Below are 16,983 nucleotides of genomic sequence, written 5' to 3'. Positions count from 1 at the left end.
CCGTGCTCATCATCTTGTCCAGTGCCGCCGCCGCCCCCGGCCGCCGCGACGAGCTCGTCGCGGCGACCCGCGCCGTCGCCGCCGCCACCCGCGGCGACCGCGGCTGCCTGTCCTACTCCTTCTCCGCCGATGTCGAGGACGACGACCGCATCATCGGCATCGAGGTTTGGGCTGACCAGGCCGCGCTCGACGAGCACATGGGCCACGATCACACTCAGGAGTTCCTGCGGGTGGCTCCCGGTCTGGTCGCCGGCGAGCCTGTCATGGCCTTCCACTCCGTCCCGGACGAGGGACACGCAGATGTCCTCCCGCCCACTGACCCGGCCCCCGCCCGAGGAGCTCAGCTATGACCACGACGCCACACCCCTCGACCGCCCGTCCACGCACCCGCCGTGGAAGGACCTTCGACGCAGCGCTGAACCGGCTCTTCGCGCTGCCGCCACCCACGTCCGACTACACCGTCACCCGAGGTGTCCGGGTGCCCATGCGGGACGGCGTGGAGCTCCTCGGCGACCACTACGCGCCGACGTCCCAGGCGTTGGGCACGCTGCTGGTCCGCGGACCCTACGGCCGGTCGGGCCTGTACGCGGTCAACTACGCCCGCCTCTACGCCCAGCACGGCTACCACGTGCTGTTCACCAGCAGCCGGGGCACGTTCGGCTCCGGGGGCACCTTCCGACCGATGGTGGACGAGGTCGAGGACGGAGTCGACACCCTTGCCTGGCTGCGCGAGCAGTCCTGGTTCGGCGGGCGCCTGGTGACCGTCGGGCTCTCCTACCTCGGCTTCACCCAGTGGGCGATGCTCATGGACCCCCCGCCGGAACTGGTGGGCGCGATCGTCATCGTCGGCCCCCACGACTTCACCCGCGTCGCCCACGGGACCGGGGCCTTCACGCTGAACGACTTCCTCGGGTGGAGCGACATGGTGGCCGACCAGGAGAAGCACGGCCCCCTGCGTTCACTGGTGAACATGGCCCGCGCGGAGAAGCGCCTCGCCCCTGTCATGCAGGCACTCCCGCTGCGGGAGGCGGGTGAGCGGCACCTCGCCGGCGGCGCCCCGTGGTACGGCGACTGGGTGTCCCGCCGGGACCTGACCGAGCCCTTCTGGAGGGCCCACGACATGACCGCCGCCCTGGACCGGGTGGATGTCCCCGTCCACCTGGTCGGCGGTTGGCAGGACCTCTTCCTCGACCAGACCCTCGAGCAGTACGCGCGACTCCACGAGCGGGGGCAGGACGTCTCACTGACCGTCGGGCCCTGGGTGCACGTGGACCTGGTGACCAAGGCGGCGGGCGTGGTCGGGCGGGAGGGGCTGGGCTTCCTGGCCGAACACCTCGCGGGGACCGGCACCCGGACCCGGCGGTCCCCCGTACGGGTGCACGTCACCGGAGCCGACGAGTGGCGGGACCTGCCCGCCTGGCCACCGGCCTCCACCGGGCAGACGCTGTACCTGGCGCCCGCCAACGGGCTCGGTACCGAAGTGCCGGCCGACGACGCCCCGACGGTCGGCTTCACCTACGACCCCGCGGACCCCACGCCCACGATCGGCGGGCGTCTGCTCTCCCAGGGCATGGCCGGCCGTCGCGACGACCGCGCGCTCGCCGAGCGGGGCGACGTGCTGGCCTTCACCGGACCGGTGCTCACCGCGCCGCTCGAGGTGCTGGGCGTGCCGGTGGTGGAACTGGCGCACACGTCCGACAATCCGCATGCCGACCTGTTCGTCCGGATCAGCGAGGTCGACGCCACGGGCAGGTCACGAAACGTGTCCGACGGCTTCGTCCGGCTGGACCCGTCGGCGCCGGAGGGCGTCGTCCGGCTGTCGCTCGACGCGATCGCCCACCGCTTCGCGGCCGGCAGCCGGATCAGGCTGCTGGTCGCCGGCGGCTCGTACCCGCGGTTCGAACGGAACCTCGGCACCGGTGAGGACCCGGCGACCTCCAGCGCCACCGCCCGCTCACGCCGGACGATCACCCTCGCCGGGGGCGCCTCCACCCTCGTGCTGCCGGTGACCGCCTGAGCTGAGCGGCGGCGTGCCCGCCGGGCTGGTCGTCTCCGCGCACCGGGAGTCTGCTCCGCGTGGCGGGCGCCGGGTCGAGCAGGTGCGACAGGTCAGCCGACGGACTGACCGAACGTCTCGGCGACCCAGTCGGCGATGAAGCTGGTCGGGTTGACCGGGTCGTCGAGGTTGCAGTGCTCGACGCCTCCCTCGTCCGCGGTGTAGACCTTCAGCTCACGCTTGGAGCTGTTGACGGCCTGGTCGTAGCTGCGGTGCGCGTACTCGACCGGGATCTGCCGGTCGTGTGCACCATGCACGACCAGGTACGGCACCTGGATCCGCTCGACGACGCCGTCGAGGTTGATCTGGTCCCACAGCGCCTCGAACTCCTCCATCGAGGCCTGCCCCCACACCCACAGCGCGTGCTCCCAGTAGTGCGGGACCGGGTTCTCACCCTCCCGCTGCAGCCGACGGCGCTGGACCTCACCCCAGTTGTGGTTGGCGCCCCAGGACACGACGAGGGCGAGCCGCCACGTGCAGCCCGGTCCTCGATGCAGGAGCGAACATGACCTCTCAGCTGATCACCCATCTCCGGCACGTCGACCTGGCCGTGCCGGACTACGACAAGCAGCTGGCCTTCTACACCGACACCTGGGGCCTGACCCAGGTCGCCGACGACAAGGGGATCGCATTCCTCGCCGCCGAGGGCTCCCCTGAGCAGTACGTCGTCCGGCTGCGCCGCGGCGAGAAGCGCATGGACCTCGTGTCCTTCGGCGCCGCGAACGCAGCGGACGTCGACGCGCTCGCCGACCGGCTGATCGCCGACGGCGTCCAGATCGTGCGCGAGCCGCAGAAGCTGGACACCCCCGGAGGCGGCTACGGCTTCCGCTTCTTCGACGTGGACGGTCGCGTCGTGGAGGTCTCCAGCGACGTCGCCCTGCGGCAGCACCGCAAGATCGAGGAGCGTGAGGCCATCCCCGTCAAGCTCTCGCACTGCGTGGTCAACTCCCCGGACCCACCCGGATGCGCGACTGGTACGCCAAGCACCTCGGCTTCCGTTTGTCGGACACGCTGGCGCACCCGCACGCCGGTGACCTCATGTACTTCATGCGGTGCAACGAGTGGCACCACTCGTTCGCCATCGCCCGCGGTCCGCACGCCTCCCTGCACCACGCGTCCTTCGAGATGCGCGGCATCGAGGAGTACATGCGCGGCACCGGCAAGATCCTGCGCGCCGGCGCCCGGATGGTGTGGGGACCGGGACGGCACCTGGCCGGTGACAACACGTTCTCCTACTTCCACGACCCGACCCCTGGTGCCGCTACCTCGCCGCGGCTGCGGGAGTGGTGGTGCTCAACGTCGACTACGCGCTGGCGCCGCAGCACCCCTTCCCGGCAGCCGCTCACCAGGCGTTCGACGTCGTCCGCTGGGCCGCCGAGGCCGGCGGCGACCACGGCTGGGACGGCACTCGGCTGGCGGTCGGGGGGCAGAGTTCGGGTGCCTCGCTGGCCGCGGCGGCCGCACGGCAGACCCGGGACGCGGGCGCACCGCCGATCACCCTCCAGGTCCTCAACTACGGGGTCTTCGACCAGGCCGGTGACCCGGCCGACAAGCCGAAGCCCGTGCCCAAGCCCCAACTGCCGCTCCCCGTGCTGGACCTGTCCATGGGCGCCTACCTCCCCGACCCCGCACAGCGACGGCATCCGCTGGCGTCACCGGTCTTCAGCCACCCGGACGAGCTGAGGGGCATCGCCCCCGCCCTGGTCGTCGCGGCGGAACACGACCGCCTCCGCGCCGAGTCCGAGACCTACGCGGACCTGCTCGACCGAGCGGGAGCCCTGCAGGAACTCATCGTGGTGCCCGGCGCTGACCACGCCTACAACATGCTGGCCAAGGACGACCGCCAGACCCGGGAGATGTACGACGCCATCTCGGGACGTGTTCGCGACGCCCTGAAGGCCTGACTTCGTCATCTGACCCGCCACCTCTGCTCCCCCACCACGTCGGGCCCTACGCCCGGCCACCGACCGCAGGACGCCCGAGGCAGCCGTCAGGAGGAGTGAGCCAGACAGCGTGGACGTCCCGGCTCAAGTCGCGCGTCATCCCCACGGCGCGTGGCGCGGGTTCGACGGGCTCGCTCCCCCGACGAGAGTCGCCGCCCGGAGCGGCTCGGAGACCGACGCCCATCTCCGGTTGCTCGCCAGCCGAGACCTCGTCCGCACCGACGGCGGCGCCGTACCCACCTGGACCGTCGCCCTCCGCTGAGCGGATCCGCGACCCGGGCGTTCCCCGTCGGCGCCCGGGCCCGCTCAGGCCGACAGTCGGCCGGGCGCGAGGCCGAAGATCGCCTCGAGTCGCCGGAGGCTCCCGGGGGTCGGTCGAGTTCGGCCGGTCTCCCAGCCTCGCACAGCCTGACCCGACCGGCCCACAGCGCGACCGACGTCCACCCTGCTCATGCCGCCTGCCGACCGCAGGGCCTGGAGGACGTCGGGGAGTGGACGGACGTCCACGGGGCCGGTGGAAGTGGTCGCACTTCGGTGCCGCTGCACCGGAGGACCTCGGCCACGGTCCGCTGGTGGGCGGCCGCCATCCGCCGGACCACCGGCATCGGCGTAGCCCGTTCCCCGGCTTCGTAGCGCGCCAGGGTGCCCAACGAGACCTTGAGGAGAGCTGCCGCCTCAGGCACTCCTCCATCGCCATCACGGGCGACGTCCATGGGCACGTGTCGCCGGACGTCTCGCGGGATGCAGTGCGGACGCTCGGCGAGGTCCTCGCCAACTCAGGGCCGGCTGGTGGTGGTCGGAATGGTGGTCAGACCGCCCCTGACGAGGAGCAGGGCCGCTCCGCTCCCGGTTTCCCACAAACGGCCCCTGACCGGCTGTTTCTCACGTCGGCTCACAGGACTTGGACCTGCGTCCCCCTGACCCTGTGCCGGTTGCTGTACGCGGCGGCGAGGCGACCATCGGCTCCGTGGATGCCTGCACATGGGCAGATGTCATTTCCGCTGACTCACGGCGGTCAGCAGACTCGCAGGCGGCAGTGGCGCCGCTCAGCCGGGATCGGCGCGCCGAGCTCCGGAGGTCCTGTGACGTCGCCCGCTGGAGTCGCCGCTCCCCCGTCCCCGCCTGCCTTGGACGCGCTGTCCGGCCTGCTGCGCGATGCCGTCCTGCTCGCCGAGCGCGGCACCGCGACCCCGGCCGACATCGACACCGCGATGCGGCTGGGCGCCGGCCACCCGACCGGGCCGTTCACCCTGCTCGCCGGCATGACCGCCGATCAGCAGCGCGGCCTCGGTCTGCCCGGGCAGCAGCTCCCCGAGACGCCCGCCCCCGACGAGCTGCCCGCTGCGGACACCGGCTGGACCGGCCCGGTCGGCGTCGTGGGCACCGGGCACATGGCCGGCGGCATCGTCGAGACGGTGGCCCGCAACGGGCGTCCGGTCCGGGTGCTCGCCCGGACCACCGCCTCCGGTGACGGACTGCGCGCGCGGGTGACGGCCAGCCTCGACCGCGCAGTCAGCCGCGGACGACTCGACGAGGCCGGCCGCGCCGACGTGCTGGCCCGAGTGCGGGTCACCACGGAGCCGGCTGCGCTGGCCGGGTCCGACGTGGTGGTCGAGGCGGTCGCCGAGGACCTCCACGTGAAGGTCCTGGTCGCGCAGCAGCTCGATGCCCAGCTGCCGGCGTCGACACCGCTGGCGACGAACACCTCGTCGTTCCGCGTCGCCGACCTGCGGCCGTTCGTCTCCCGTGCACGCCCGGTGATCGCGCTGCACTTCTTCAACCCGGCCCAGGTGATGAAGCTGGTCGAGGTGGTCGTCCCGGACGACGTGGACGACGGCGCCGCTCTGCGCGCGACGGCGTCCGCCTGGGCCGCCGACCTCGGCAAGACGCCGATCAGCTGCGCGGACGCCCGTGGGTTCGTGGTCAACCGGCTGCTCATCCCGTTCCTCAACGACGCCGTCCGGCTGCACGAGCAGGGGCACGCCGTCGCCGAGGTCGACGACCTGCTGCGCACCGGCGCGGGCCACCCGATGGGCCCCCTGGCGCTGATCGACCTGATCGGCGTCGACGTCACCGTGGCGGCCCTGGAGTCGATGGCAGCCGTCGAGGACGACCCGCGCATCTCCCCCGCCGCGACCCTGCGCGAGCTCGCCGCCACCGGCCGGCTGGGCCGCAAGACCGGCGCCGGCTTCCACACCTACTCGTGAGAGGAACTCGCATGGACGACCCACGGACGGCCACCGACCCCGCCGCCGCCTGGAGCGCACTCATCACCCGGTACTACGACGGCTGCAGCGCCGGAGACGTCGACCTGATGCTGGAGACGCTGCACCCGGACGTCGTGCACTGGTTCCTCGCGCCCAACACCGGGTCGGAGGCGGTGGCGGGCGCCCAGCACCTGGCCCGGTACTGGCGCAAGGTCACTGGCATGCTGCAGGCCCGCTGGGTGGTCGACAGCATCTGCGCGACGCCGGAACAGGCGGTCATCGAGTGGACGATGTGGTGGCTGCCCGAGGGCGCGACCGAGCGGGTCGCCACCCGCGGTGCCGAGTGGTTCACCTGCCGGGACGGCCTCATCCACGAAATCCGCTCCTACTACCAACTGCGCCCGCAGACCACCGAGCTCTCCGGCTTCCCCTACGTCGAGCGCGGCTACTCGCTGGCCGGAGCCGAGCGCAGCACCGTCCATCCGCACGCCGAGCAGTACGGACCAGGAGGCACGGCATGAGCGTCGTCGTCACGACCCGGGACGGCGCCGTCGCGACCGTCACCCTGACGCGCCCGGAGAAGATGAACGCCCTGGACCGGGCCACCCGCTGGGAGCTCATCGGCGCGCTGCGCGAGGTCGCCGTCGACGACACCGTCCGGGCCGTTGTGCTCACCGGCAGCGGGCGCGCCTTCTGCGTCGGCCAGGACCTCGCCGCGGTCGAGGAGCTGGACCACGCCGACGAGACCGTGGCCGGCTCCTACAACCCGATCGCCTCGACGATCGCCGAGATGCCGAAGCCCGTGGTAGCAGCGGTGAACGGCGCGGCGGTCGGCGCGGGCCTGGGTCTCGCGCTGGCCTGCGACCTGCGGCTGGCGGCGGAGTCCGCGTCGTTCTCCTGCGCCTTCGGCAAGGTGGGCCTCGTGCCCGACACCGGCGTCTCCTGGCACCTGGTGCGCGAGCTGGGCTACGCCCGCGCCTTCGCCCTCGCCACCCTCGGCCGGACCTTCACCGCCGAAGAGGCCAAGACCTACGGCCTGGTCAACCGCGTCCTGCCCGCCGACCAGCTGGCCGCGAGCGCCCAGGAACTGGCCGGGATGCTCGCGGCCGGACCGGCGCTGGCGTTCGCGCTGACCAAGCGCCAGTTCCGGGCGGTGGGCGAGATCGGCTTCGACGCGGCCCTGGCGATGGAGGCCCGGCACCAGGGCGAGGCGGCCGCCCACTCCGACCACGTCGAGGGCCGCACCGCCTTCGCCGAGAAGCGCCCGGCGCGCTGGGCGTGACCGACGTCGGAGCCGTCCTGGTCCACGGCCTGTGGCACGGCGCGTGGTGCTGGGACGCCGTGAGGGCTGAGCTCGCCGAGCGGGAGGTCGAGAGCGTGGCGGTCGAGCTGCCGCTCACCGACCTCGGGACCGACACGCAGGTGACGCTCGACGCCATCGGGGGCTTCGGTCGGCCGGTGGTCCTGGTCGGCCACTCCTACGGTGGTGCCGTCGTCACCACTGCCGGCGTCCATCCGCTGGTCCGTGAGCTCGTCTACGTCGCGGCCTTCCAGCTGGACGCCGGCGAGTCGGTCAGCCGCACCCGCCCGGGGAAGGGCCTGCCCGACACCCGGCTGCCCGAGGCCATGGTCGTCGCCGGCGACGAGGTGGCCATCGACCCCGACCTCGGGCCGCGGCTGCTCTACGGCGACGTGCCCGAGGACGTCGCCGCGGCTGCGGCGGCCCGTCTGCGGCCGGTCGGCAGGATGCTCTTCCGTGGCGTGCCGGAGTCGATCGCCTGGCGCACCGTGCCCTCCACCTACGTCGTCTGCGCCGCCGACCAGGTCGTGCACCCGGAGCTGCAGCGGGCGATGGCCCAGCGGGCCACCCGCTCCGTCGAGTGGGACTGCGGTCACAGCCCCCAGGTCGGCCGGCCCGAGGCCGTCGCCGACCTGATCGCGGACCGGGTGGCCGCGGTCAGGAGCTGACGACGTCGGCGACCAGGATCTCGCCCACGTCGCCGGCCACCTGCAGCCGCACACCGGTCGCCGCCTGCACGTCCTCGACCGTCGTCCCGGGGGCGACCTCGCGGAGGACCAGCCCGTCGGAGGCCGCGTCGATCACGGCGAGGTCGGTGACGATCCGGTGGACGACGCCGGCGCCGGTGAGCGGCAGCGTGCACCGCTCGAGCAGCTTCGGGTCCCCGCGGCGGGTGACGTGCTCCATGGCCACGATGACCCGACGCGCACCGTGGACGAGGTCCATGGCACCGCCCATGCCCTTGAGCGCCTGGCCCGGGACGGTCCAGCTGGCCAGGTCGCCGGCGGCGGAGACCTGCATGGCCCCGAGCACGGCGACGTCCAGGTGACCGCCGCGGATCATCGCGAACGAGACCGACGAGTCGAAGAACGACGCTCCGGGCTGCACGGTGACGGTCTGCTTGCCGGCGTCGATGAGGTCGGGGTCCTCGTTGCCGGGCAGCGGAAAGCCCCCCACGCCGAGGACGCCGTTCTCACTGTGGAAGACGACGTCCACCCCCGGCGGGAGGAACCCGGGCACCAGTGTCGGCAGCCCGATGCCGAGGTTGACGTAGCCACCGTCGGGCAGCTCCTGGGCCACCCGCGCGGCGATCTGCTGACGGGTCAGGGTCACCGGTCCACCCCCCACTGGTCGGGCCGCCCCTGCAGGGTCAGCCGGTCGATGCGCTTGGGGGTGCCGGGCGGCACCTCGATGACACGTTGGACGAAGATCCCGGGCAGGTGCACCTCGTCGGGGTCGAGCTCGCCGACGTCGACCAGCTCCTCCACCTCCGCGATGGTCACCCGGCCGGCCATCGCGGCCAGGGGGTTGAAGTTGCGGGCCGCGGCATGGAACACCAGGTTGCCGGCTCGGTCCCCGAGTGCGGCGCGGACCAGCGCGACATCGGTGCGGGTGGCGTGCTCCAGCACGTGCGGCACGCCGTCGAAGAGCTCGACACGGCGCGATGGGCTCGCCACGGCGACGGTGCCGTCAGGTGCGTAGCGCCAGGGCAAGCCGCCGTCGGCGATGGGCGTGGCCACCCCGGCGCGCGTGTAGAAGGCGGCGATGCCCGAGCCGCCGGCTCGCAACCGCTCGGCCAGCGTCCCCTGCGGTACCAGTTCGAGCTCGACCTCCCCGGCCTGCCACATCTTCGCCAGGACGGCGTTGTCGCCCACGTAGGAGGCCGTGACCCGGCGCAGCCGGCCGGCGGCCAGCAGGGTGCCGAGGCCGTGCGCGTCGGTGCCGCAGTTGTTGGAGACGACCGAGAGGTCGGTGGTCCCCGCCTCCAGCAGCGCCTGGATGAGCACCGTGGGGAGGCCACAGGTCCCGAACCCGCCGACGGCCAGGCTCGCGCCGTCCGGGACGTCGGCCACGGCCGTCGCGGCATCGGCGACCACCTTGTCCCGTGCCATGCTCAGCCTCCGGTCTTCCGGGTCAGTCGGCGGACGCCGGCCAGCCAGCGCTGCGGGTCGGCCGCCTTCTGCGCCCAGTAGGTGCCGACCTCCGGGTGCGGCAGGAGCAGGAACCGGTCCTCGGTCAGCCCGTCGACCACCGCCTGGGCCACCTCGTCGGGGGTGATGACCGTTCCGGAGGCGGCGACGACGGCGGCCGCTGCATTGCCCTGCCCGAGCGGGTCGAGCAGCAGCGGGGTGGCCACCCCGAGCGGGCAGACGACGCTGACGCCGATCCCACGGTCGCCGTAGGTGACGGCCAGCCACTCGGCCAGCGCGACCGCGCCGTGCTTGGTCACCGTGTAGGGCGCATCGCCCGGGGTGGTGAGCAGCCCGGCCGCGGAGGCGACGTTGAGCAGGTACCCGCTCCCCCGCTCCAGCATCGAGGGCAGCACCGCCCGGGCCGCGTACACCTGGGACAGCACGTTGACCGCGAAGACCTGCTCCCAGACGGCGGTCGGGGTCTCCACGCCCCCACCGGAGAAGACGCCGGCGTTGGAGCAGAACAGGTCGATCCGCCCGTGGGCGGCCAGCGTCCGCTCGACCAGGGCGGCGACCGCGGCCTCGTCGGTGACGTCGGTGGTGTCGGCGGTGCCGCCGATCTCGTCGGCCACCCGCCGGGCGGCGTCGCCGTCGCGGTCGCTCACCACGACCGCGGCCGCACCCTCGGCGGCGAAGCGCCGGGCCAGCGCCGCGCCGATCCCGCTGCCGGCACCGGTGACGACGGTGACGGCGTCGCGCAGCCGCACGGTCAGCCCTCCCGCTGGATGCGCCGCCGGCCGCGAGGCACCGGCAGCGGGTCGGCGCCGGGGACCAGCCGGTTCTGGATCACGCCGAGCTCCTCGACCTCGATGCGCACGACGTCGCCCACCCGCAACCAGTCCGGCGCGGTGTCGGGCCGGCTGCGCTTGAGCTCGGCCAGGCAGCCGGTGCCGCACGTGCCCGACCCGAGCACGTCGCCGGGCCGGACGACGGTGCCGCGCGAGGCGTGCGCGACCAGCTCGGCGAAGGACCAGGCCATGTTGGAGGTGACGTCGCCACCGACCCGCTCGCCGTTGAGCCGCACCTCGGTGCGGAGCGCCAGCAGCCCGTCCTCGACCCGGTCGGTGACCTCGTCGGCGGTGACCAGCCAGGGCCCAAGGGTGATCGCGGCGTCCTTGGACTTCGACGGCCCCATCGGGAACTTGAACTCGTGCACCTGCAGGTCGCGGGCGGACCAGTCGTTGACGATCGTGTAGCCGACGATGTGCTCGGCGGCCTGCTCGGGCGTCAGGTCCGAACCGGCGCGGCCGACGACGGCTCCGACCTCGAGCTCGTAGTCGTACTGGGTCACGTAGGGCGGCATCCGCAGGTCGCCGTAGGGCGCGACGACCGACGCCGGGTTGCCGAAGTAGAACAGCGGCTGGTCGTACCACTCCTCCGGCGGAGGGGCCCCGGTCAGCTCGGCGAGGTGCGCCTCGTAGGTGAGGAAGTCCCGGAAGCTGGTCGGCTCCAGCAGCGGGCCGAACGACGCCTGCCCGACCTCGACGGCGTCGGCCGACCGGGTGGCCCGCCGACCGGCGTCGGCCAGTGCGTCGTTCCCGCCGCGGACGACGTCGAGCATCGTGGGGCCCGGCTCGAGCAGCCGGACGACGCCGTCGGTCATCGACCCGTCGAGGACGCCGACCCGCGGGCCATCAGCCAGCAGCAGGGTGGTCAGCCGCACGTCACTTCACCGCCACGGGGTTGACCGGCGACCCGACGGCGCCGGTGAAGGGCAGCGGCTGGGCGGCGAGGAAGAACTCGTACACGCCGTCGGCGGCGCAGTCGGCGGCCAGGGCGTCGAGGTCCCACATCTCCCCCAGCAGCAGGCCGATGTGCGGCAGCGCGACCTGGTGCAGAGGCTGCATCGCGTCGGGCCACTCGTTGGGCCGCACCTCAACGCCCCAGGTGTCGGTGGCCACAGCGGCGATCTCCGAACCGTGCAGCCAGCCCGCCGTCTCGAAGGACAGACCCGGCGCCGGGCCGCCGGCGTACGCGCCCCACCCCTCGCCCGCGGCCAGCCGCCGGCGGACCCGGGTCAGCTGACCGGTGCGCACCAGCACGATGTCCCCGCGCCCCACCCGGGAGCTCGCGCCCTGCCGGCGGACGGTCTCCTCCAGGTCGGCGCTGGTGATCGGGCAGCCGTCGGGCAGCTCGCCGTCCTCCCCGAGCGCCCGGCCGACGTCGAGCAGCACGCCCCGGCCGACGACCGGCGCGGCGAGGTGCTCGATGCCGGTGGCCGAGTCGCCCTCGCTGGTGACGACCTCCCGGGCCACCCGCCCGTTGTAGGCCACGCCGTGGTCGAAGCAGTGGCCCAGACCGTCCCACTGGGTTGAGCACTGCAGCGGCATGAACACGACGTCGTCGGCGACGGACAGGCCGTGTGGCAGCCCCATCTGCTCGGCGGTGTCCATGCCGGTGGAGGTCATGGTGTGCACGGGGTTGACCCGCCGCTTCCAGCCGAACTGGGGGCCGTCGGTGTCGAAGGGCAGCGAGAGGCTGAAGGAGTCCCCGCGCCGGACCAGCGCCGCGGCTGCCGCGCGGGTGGCGGCGTCGAGGTGGTTGACCGTGCCGAGCGCATCGTCGGCGCCCCAGCGGTTCCAGTTGCCGTACCGCTTCGCGGAATCGGCGATCGCCGCCTCGGGGTCGGGGCCGAAGTCGATGGAGATGTCGTAACCGTTCACGCGTCCAGCTCCAGGAGTCGGGCGGCGTTGCCGCCGCGGATGGCGTCGGTGGTGACGGCGTCGAACCCGGCCGCCTCGAGGCGGTCGACGGGGTCCTCGACGCCCATGTCGAAGGGGTAGTCGCTGCCGAGGGTCACCTGGGTCGGACCCATGACGGTGACCAGGTGGCGCAGCTGCTCGGGGGTGTAGACCAGCGAGTCGACCCAGGTGCGGCGCAGCAGGTCGCTCGGCCGCTGCTGGGTGCTGCGGGCGTCGGCGCGGGCGGCCCACGCGTGGTCGGCGCGCACGACGTAGCTGGCCAGGTAGCCGCCGCCGTGCGCCGACCAGATGCGCAGCCCTGGGTGGCGCTCCAGCAGCCCGGAGAAGACGATGCGGCTCAACGCCAGCGCCGTCTCGGTCGGGTTCCCGACGGTGTTGAACAGGTAGTAGGCGTCCAGCCGCTCGCCCAGCGTGCAGCCCCACGGGTGGACCAGCACCGCGGTGCCCAGCTCCTCCGCCGCCGCCCAGAACTCGGCGACCGAGGGGTCGTCCAGCTCCCGGCCCGGGCCGGCCGAGGTGGAGATCTGCACACCGCGGACGCCGTGGTCGCGGACAGCCGCCTCGAGTTGGCCGACGGCCAGGTCGGGGTGCTGCAGGGAGACGGTGGCGATCGGCAGCAGCCGGTCCGGCTGCTGGGCGCAGAACGCGGCCACCGCCTCGTTGCTGGCAGCGGTGTACCGGGTGGCCAGCTCGCGGTCGGTCCACAGGTGCGGCACCGGGGACGCGCTGACCGCCTGGACGTCGACCCGAGCGGCGTCCATGGCCGTGAGCCGTAGGTCCAGGTCGACCAGCTTCGGTCCGATCTCGGCGATCTGCCGCAGGTTCAGCTGCAGCGACTCCCGCCCGAGCGAGGCGGCGTCGACCCGGCGCTGCTGGTCGAGGCCAGGACCCTCGAGGAGCGCGTCGGCGGACGGGACGGCGACGTGCGCATGGACGTCGATGGCGGGTGGTCGTGACGGCGCTGACACGACCGCCAGCATCGGTGCTGCGGGTCGCTGGCGGAACCGCAGATCCGGTATGCCCTGCCATTCACGGTGCCGATGACCCCGGCTCCGTGGACGTCGGATGCTCACCGAGGAGCAGCCGGCGCAACCACAGGTGCGCCGGGTCGCGCAGCGCCGAGCGGTGCCAGTACAGGCACTCCACGAGCGGCTCTCCCAGGAACGGCAGCTCGAGGACCCGGATGCGGTAGCCCGGTTGCAGGCGGCGGGCGAGTCCAGAGGGGAGGAAGCCGACCCGGTCGGTTCCCTCGACCAGCGCCGGCACCGCGGAGAACGCCTCGGCGTTCACCGCGCCGGTGGCGGTGATGCCCCGGACGGTGAGTAGTCGCTCGATGTGCGCGCCGGACCCCAGGTCGTGGAAGAGGCCGACCAGCGGGCGCGCGGCCAGGTCTGCCTCGTCGAGGTGGTCTCCCTGGTGGTCGGCGTCGACGACGGCGACCCAGGGCTCGCTGGACAACGGTTCGTTCGGGTACCCGCTGAGGAACGCCCGGGGAGCCAGCAACAGGTCGACCCCGCGCATCACGGTCTCGCTGTCCCGGACGAACCCGTGGTCGATCTGCACCAGGTCGACGGTCACCCCCGGCGCGATCCGCTGCAGGCCGCGCAGACGCTCGGCGATGAGCGTCATGCCGTAGTCGCTGGCAGCGACCCGGAAGTACTGGACCGCCATGGCCGGGTCGAAGGACGCCTGGATGCGCAGCGCGCGTTCGACCATGGCCAGCGCGGGCTCGACGGCGTGCTGGAGCTCGCGGGCGACCGGGGTCAGCGTCAGCCCGCGCCCCTCGCGCACGAGTAGCTCGTCGCCGAACTGCCTGCGCAGCCGCCCGAGCGCGTTGCTCATGGCCGGCTGGCTCAGTCCGACCACCTGCGCCGCGCGGGTGACGTTGCGCTCCTGCAGGAGGGCGCGCAGCGCGACGAGCAGGTTGAGGTCCGCCCCGGCCAGGTTCATCGCACCTCCTTCCCATTCACCGCATGGATGCATCGCATCAGAAGGAACCATTTCCCTGTGGCCTGAGCAACCCCCTAGCGTCCGCGGATGTGACCCACTCCACCGCGCAGCCGGCCGGACCACCGGCCCCGTCCCCACCGGGTGCACCCGCTCTGGTGGCGCGCGGGGTCGGGTTGTCCTTCGCGGGCCTGCGCGCTCTCGACGCGCTGGAGTTCGAAGTGCCGGCCGGTGGCACCTCCGCCGTGATCGGCCCGAACGGCGCGGGCAAGACCACGCTGTTCAACTGCATCAGCGGCCTCTACCGCCACGAGGGCGAGCTGCTGCTGCACGGCCGGCCCCTCGGTCGGCTGCGCCCCCACCAGCGGGCCCGGCTGGGCGTCGCCCGCACGTTCCAGACCCCGGCGCTGCTGGACGGCGAGTCGGCGCTGCAGAACGTGGCCCTGGGCGCGGTGGCGCACAGCCGGGTCGGCGTCCTGGACTCGATGCTCATGACGCCCCGGCGACGCCGCGAGGAGCAGGCGACGCTGCAGCAGGCGTTCGAGCTGCTGCGGCGGGCCGGCATCGACCAGCTCGCCGACCGGCCGGTCGCCGGGCTGCCGCACGGTGACCGCCGCCGGGTCGAGGTGTCCCGCGCGCTGATGAGCGCGCCCACCCTGCTCATGCTCGACGAACCCGCCGCCGGTCTGGGCGCCGAGGAGGCCCGGGACCTGCTACGGGAGGTGGAGGAGGTCGCCGGCCCCGGCACCACGGTGCTGCTGGTCGAGCACGACGTCGCGCTGGTGATGTCGGTGGCCCGCCGGGTCGTCGTCCTGGACTCCGGGCGGCTGCTCGCCGTCGGCACGCCGGACGAGGTCCGGGCCGACCCCCGGGTCGTCGAGGCCTACCTGGGGGCAGAGGACGTCGACGAGCCCGCTCCCGAGCGGCTGCACGCGGTGACGGAGGAGGCGTCGTGATCGCACTGCTGGAGGTCGCCGGGCTCACCGCCGGCTACGGCGCGGTCCGCGCCCTGCACGGCATCGACCTGACCGTGGGCGAGAACGAGATCGTCGCGGTGCTCGGGGCGAACGGCGCCGGGAAGACCACGCTGCTGCGGGCGCTGTCGGGCACCGTGAAGGCCGCCGGCCGGGCCTCCCTGGGCGGCCTGGACCTCACCCGGACCGGTGCGCACCGCATCGCGCGGGCCGGCCTCGGGCACGTCCCGCAGGGCCGCGGCACCTTCACCGGGCTGACCGTGGAGGAGAACGTCCGGCTGGGGCTGCTCTCCCGCCCGGCCGGGTCCCGTGGTCAGGCCGACGGCGACCTCGCGCGCATCTACGAGACGTTCCCCGTTCTGCAGGAGATGCGCCGCCGGCCGGCCGGTGCCCTCTCCGGCGGCCAGCAGCAGATGCTCGCGCTGGCCCGGGCGCTGCTGGCCCGGCCCCGGCTGCTGCTCATCGACGAGCCGTCGCTGGGCCTGGCCCCGCTCACCTCTGCGGACATGTTCGCCGTCCTCTCCCGGCTGCGTGAGGAGTGGTCCCTGTCGGTGCTGCTGGCCGAGCAGAACGCCCGGGCGTCGCTGAAGGTCGCCGACCGCGGCGTCGTCCTCGCCCGCGGCCGGGTGGTGGCCACCGCCCCCGCCGCCGAGCTCGCCGCGGACGCGTCGCTGCGCGCGGCCTACCTCGGCACCGCCGCCGACAGCCCCGAAGGGGTGACCGCATGACCGAGTTCCTCCAGCAGACCGTGTCGGGACTGACGACCGGCCTGGTCTACGCCGCCCTGGCCCTCGCCATCGCGCTGGTCTTCCAGGGCACCGGCACGCTGAACTTCGCCCAGGGCGAGTTCGCCACCCTGGCCGCGTTCGTCGCCTTCGCCCTGAGCACCGCCGGGCTGTCCTGGTGGCTGGTCGTCCCGGTGCTCGTCGTGGTGGCGTTCGTGTTCGGCGCCGGCGTGGAGCGACTGCTGGTCCGGCCGGTGGAGAACAGCGGCCCGCTGGCCCTGCTGACCGTCACCGCGGCCCTCCTGCTGGGCACCAACGCGGTGACCGCGCTGATCTGGGGCACCGACGTCCGGTCGATGCCCAGCCCGTTCGGGGACTCCGTCTTCCACGTCGGGGCGCTGACGTTCACCGCCCAGGCGCTGGGCGGCGGGGCGCTGGTGCTCGTCACCATGCTGGTCTGCGGTGCGGTGTTCCGGTTCACGCCGCTGGGGCTGCGGCTGCGGGCCGTCGCGGACAACCCGGACTCCGCCCGGCTGCTGGGCATCTCCACCGGGCTGATGCTCGCCGTCGGCTGGGGCATCGCGGCCGCCGTCGGCGCGATCGCCGGCCTGGTCGCCGCGCCCACGCTGGGGCTGTCCCCCGAGCTGATGACCAACGCGCTGCTGCTGGCGCTGGCCGCGACCACGCTCGGCGGGTTCTCCAGCCGGCTGGGTGCGGTGGTCGGCGGCCTGTTGGTCGGCGTGCTGTCCAACCTGGCCAGCAGGTACGTGCCGGGCATCGGCGGTGACCTGCAGCTCGTCGTCCCCTTCGCGATCATCTTCCTGGTCCTGCTCGTCCGCCCGCAGGGTCTGTTCGGTCGCGCCTCGACGGTGCGTGCCTGATGGCCACCTCGATCTCCGAGCCGGCCGGCGCCGTCCCGGCCACGCAGGCCGCCCCG

19 protein-coding genes and 2 pseudogenes are annotated in these 16,983 nt (G+C 73.4%); 12 read left to right on the top strand and 9 right to left on the bottom strand.

Annotated elements, in window-relative coordinates:
• Nucleotides 1–2: 2 nt before the first annotated feature.
• Nucleotides 3–350: a putative quinol monooxygenase gene (locus FHL80_RS05715; RefSeq protein ID WP_138732492.1), complete on the top strand. Its 348-nt coding sequence runs from the start codon at nucleotides 3–5 to the stop codon at nucleotides 348–350.
• Complete coding sequence (locus FHL80_RS05710) at nucleotides 347–2,017, top strand: CocE/NonD family hydrolase (RefSeq protein ID WP_138732491.1); 1,671 nt, start codon at nucleotides 347–349, stop codon at nucleotides 2,015–2,017. The genes FHL80_RS05715 and FHL80_RS05710 overlap by 4 nt, the downstream gene beginning before the upstream one ends.
• A 92-nt stretch (nucleotides 2,018–2,109) precedes the next feature.
• On the opposite strand, the gene FHL80_RS05705 is transcribed toward FHL80_RS05710, so the two are convergent.
• A complete protein-coding gene (locus tag FHL80_RS05705; protein WP_138732490.1) occupies nucleotides 2,110–2,511 on the bottom strand; it encodes an alpha/beta hydrolase family protein in 402 nt (133 codons plus the stop codon).
• 50 nt (nucleotides 2,512–2,561) lie between these two features.
• On the opposite strand from FHL80_RS05705, the pseudogene FHL80_RS26125 reads away from it, so the two are divergent.
• From FHL80_RS26125 to FHL80_RS26115, 3 genes and pseudogenes are all read left to right on the top strand, one after another.
• A pseudogene (locus FHL80_RS26125) lies at nucleotides 2,562–2,858 on the top strand (VOC family protein); the annotation flags it as partial.
• Between the two features lie 161 nt (nucleotides 2,859–3,019).
• Nucleotides 3,020–3,244 (top strand): annotated as a pseudogene (locus FHL80_RS26120) (VOC family protein); the annotation flags it as partial.
• 95 nt (nucleotides 3,245–3,339) lie between these two features.
• The gene (locus FHL80_RS26115) at nucleotides 3,340–3,960 is read left to right on the top strand and encodes an alpha/beta hydrolase fold domain-containing protein (protein ID WP_342777317.1); all 621 of its coding nucleotides are present in this window, start codon (nucleotides 3,340–3,342) and stop codon (nucleotides 3,958–3,960) included.
• A 345-nt stretch (nucleotides 3,961–4,305) separates the two neighbouring features.
• On the opposite strand, the gene FHL80_RS27015 is transcribed toward FHL80_RS26115, so the two are convergent.
• The gene (locus tag FHL80_RS27015; RefSeq protein WP_369333791.1) at nucleotides 4,306–4,506 is read right to left on the bottom strand and encodes a helix-turn-helix domain-containing protein; all 201 of its coding nucleotides are present in this window, start codon (nucleotides 4,504–4,506) and stop codon (nucleotides 4,306–4,308) included.
• 575 nt (nucleotides 4,507–5,081) lie between these two features.
• On the opposite strand from FHL80_RS27015, the gene FHL80_RS05685 reads away from it, so the two are divergent.
• Genes FHL80_RS05685 through FHL80_RS05670 form a run of 4 tightly spaced genes read left to right on the top strand, consistent with a single transcriptional unit; the run spans nucleotide 5,082 to nucleotide 8,174 of the window.
• The gene (locus FHL80_RS05685; protein WP_216870457.1) at nucleotides 5,082–6,206 is read left to right on the top strand and encodes a 3-hydroxyacyl-CoA dehydrogenase family protein; all 1,125 of its coding nucleotides are present in this window, start codon (nucleotides 5,082–5,084) and stop codon (nucleotides 6,204–6,206) included.
• A gap of 11 nt (nucleotides 6,207–6,217) precedes the next feature.
• Nucleotides 6,218–6,727, top strand: coding sequence for a nuclear transport factor 2 family protein (locus FHL80_RS05680; RefSeq protein ID WP_138732486.1), 510 nt, complete (start codon nucleotides 6,218–6,220; stop codon nucleotides 6,725–6,727).
• On the top strand, nucleotides 6,724–7,488 hold the full coding sequence (locus FHL80_RS05675) for an enoyl-CoA hydratase/isomerase family protein (RefSeq protein WP_138732485.1): 765 nt from the start codon (nucleotides 6,724–6,726) through the stop codon (nucleotides 7,486–7,488). The genes FHL80_RS05680 and FHL80_RS05675 overlap by 4 nt, the downstream gene beginning before the upstream one ends.
• On the top strand, nucleotides 7,485–8,174 hold the full coding sequence (locus FHL80_RS05670; RefSeq protein ID WP_216870456.1) for an alpha/beta fold hydrolase: 690 nt from the start codon (nucleotides 7,485–7,487) through the stop codon (nucleotides 8,172–8,174). Before FHL80_RS05675 ends, FHL80_RS05670 begins: the two co-directional genes overlap by 4 nt.
• Here the strand turns inward: FHL80_RS05670 and FHL80_RS05665 are convergent.
• The 7 genes from FHL80_RS05665 to FHL80_RS05635 all read right to left on the bottom strand — a co-directional run bounded on the left by FHL80_RS05665 (nucleotide 8,164) and on the right by FHL80_RS05635 (nucleotide 14,350).
• Complete coding sequence (locus FHL80_RS05665) at nucleotides 8,164–8,838, bottom strand: 3-oxoacid CoA-transferase subunit B (RefSeq protein ID WP_138732484.1); 675 nt, start codon at nucleotides 8,836–8,838, stop codon at nucleotides 8,164–8,166. The two genes, FHL80_RS05670 and FHL80_RS05665, sit on opposite strands and share 11 nt — an antisense overlap.
• A complete protein-coding gene (locus FHL80_RS05660) occupies nucleotides 8,835–9,617 on the bottom strand; it encodes a CoA transferase subunit A (protein ID WP_138732483.1) in 783 nt (260 codons plus the stop codon). The genes FHL80_RS05665 and FHL80_RS05660 overlap by 4 nt, the downstream gene beginning before the upstream one ends.
• A 2-nt stretch (nucleotides 9,618–9,619) precedes the next feature.
• The gene (locus tag FHL80_RS05655; RefSeq protein WP_138732482.1) at nucleotides 9,620–10,405 is read right to left on the bottom strand and encodes an SDR family oxidoreductase; all 786 of its coding nucleotides are present in this window, start codon (nucleotides 10,403–10,405) and stop codon (nucleotides 9,620–9,622) included.
• Between the two features lie 2 nt (nucleotides 10,406–10,407).
• Nucleotides 10,408–11,361, bottom strand: coding sequence for a fumarylacetoacetate hydrolase family protein (locus FHL80_RS05650; protein ID WP_216870455.1), 954 nt, complete (start codon nucleotides 11,359–11,361; stop codon nucleotides 10,408–10,410).
• Between the two features lies 1 nt (nucleotide 11,362).
• Complete coding sequence (locus tag FHL80_RS05645) at nucleotides 11,363–12,361, bottom strand: cyclase family protein (RefSeq protein ID WP_246078482.1); 999 nt, start codon at nucleotides 12,359–12,361, stop codon at nucleotides 11,363–11,365.
• Entirely contained in the window at nucleotides 12,358–13,368 is a 1,011-nt protein-coding gene (locus tag FHL80_RS05640; RefSeq protein WP_216870454.1) for an amidohydrolase family protein, read from the bottom strand. The genes FHL80_RS05645 and FHL80_RS05640 overlap by 4 nt, the downstream gene beginning before the upstream one ends.
• 61 nt (nucleotides 13,369–13,429) lie before the next feature.
• Nucleotides 13,430–14,350 carry a LysR family transcriptional regulator gene (locus tag FHL80_RS05635; protein ID WP_216870453.1) on the bottom strand — a complete coding sequence of 307 codons (921 nt, stop codon included), beginning with the start codon at nucleotides 14,348–14,350 and terminating at the stop codon, nucleotides 13,430–13,432.
• 89 nt (nucleotides 14,351–14,439) lie between these two features.
• Between FHL80_RS05635 and FHL80_RS05630 the strand changes: the two genes are divergently transcribed.
• Genes FHL80_RS05630 through FHL80_RS05620 form a run of 3 tightly spaced genes read left to right on the top strand, consistent with a single transcriptional unit; the run spans nucleotide 14,440 to nucleotide 16,927 of the window.
• Complete coding sequence (locus tag FHL80_RS05630; protein ID WP_216870452.1) at nucleotides 14,440–15,303, top strand: ABC transporter ATP-binding protein; 864 nt, start codon at nucleotides 14,440–14,442, stop codon at nucleotides 15,301–15,303.
• Nucleotides 15,300–16,049, top strand: a complete 750-nt coding sequence (locus FHL80_RS05625) for an ABC transporter ATP-binding protein (RefSeq protein ID WP_216870451.1) — start codon at nucleotides 15,300–15,302, stop codon at nucleotides 16,047–16,049. The genes FHL80_RS05630 and FHL80_RS05625 overlap by 4 nt, the downstream gene beginning before the upstream one ends.
• Nucleotides 16,046–16,927, top strand: coding sequence for a branched-chain amino acid ABC transporter permease (locus tag FHL80_RS05620; RefSeq protein ID WP_138732478.1), 882 nt, complete (start codon nucleotides 16,046–16,048; stop codon nucleotides 16,925–16,927). The genes FHL80_RS05625 and FHL80_RS05620 overlap by 4 nt, the downstream gene beginning before the upstream one ends.
• Nucleotides 16,928–16,983 lie beyond the last annotated feature (56 nt).

The sequence above is a fragment of the Modestobacter excelsi genome (genome assembly GCF_005930495.1).
GTDB classification, from domain to species: Bacteria; Actinomycetota; Actinomycetes; order Mycobacteriales; family Geodermatophilaceae; genus Modestobacter; species Modestobacter excelsi.
The sequence above is the reverse complement of the archived record's forward strand: the minus strand, read 5'-3'. Positions and strand labels throughout refer to the sequence as shown.

Excerpts from the sequence above, each read along its gene's own strand:
- FHL80_RS05620 (WP_138732478.1), top strand. The coding sequence starts at position 16,046 with ATGACCGAGTTCCTCCAGCAGACCGTGTCGGGACTGACGACCGGCCTG.
- FHL80_RS05680 (WP_138732486.1), top strand. The coding sequence starts at position 6,218 with ATGGACGACCCACGGACGGCCACCGACCCCGCCGCCGCCTGGAGCGCA.
- FHL80_RS05710 (WP_138732491.1), top strand. The coding sequence starts at position 347 with ATGACCACGACGCCACACCCCTCGACCGCCCGTCCACGCACCCGCCGT.
- FHL80_RS05675 (WP_138732485.1), top strand. The coding sequence starts at position 6,724 with ATGAGCGTCGTCGTCACGACCCGGGACGGCGCCGTCGCGACCGTCACC.
- FHL80_RS05635 (WP_216870453.1), bottom strand. The coding sequence starts at position 14,350 with ATGAACCTGGCCGGGGCGGACCTCAACCTGCTCGTCGCGCTGCGCGCC.
- FHL80_RS05660 (WP_138732483.1), bottom strand. The coding sequence starts at position 9,617 with ATGGCACGGGACAAGGTGGTCGCCGATGCCGCGACGGCCGTGGCCGAC.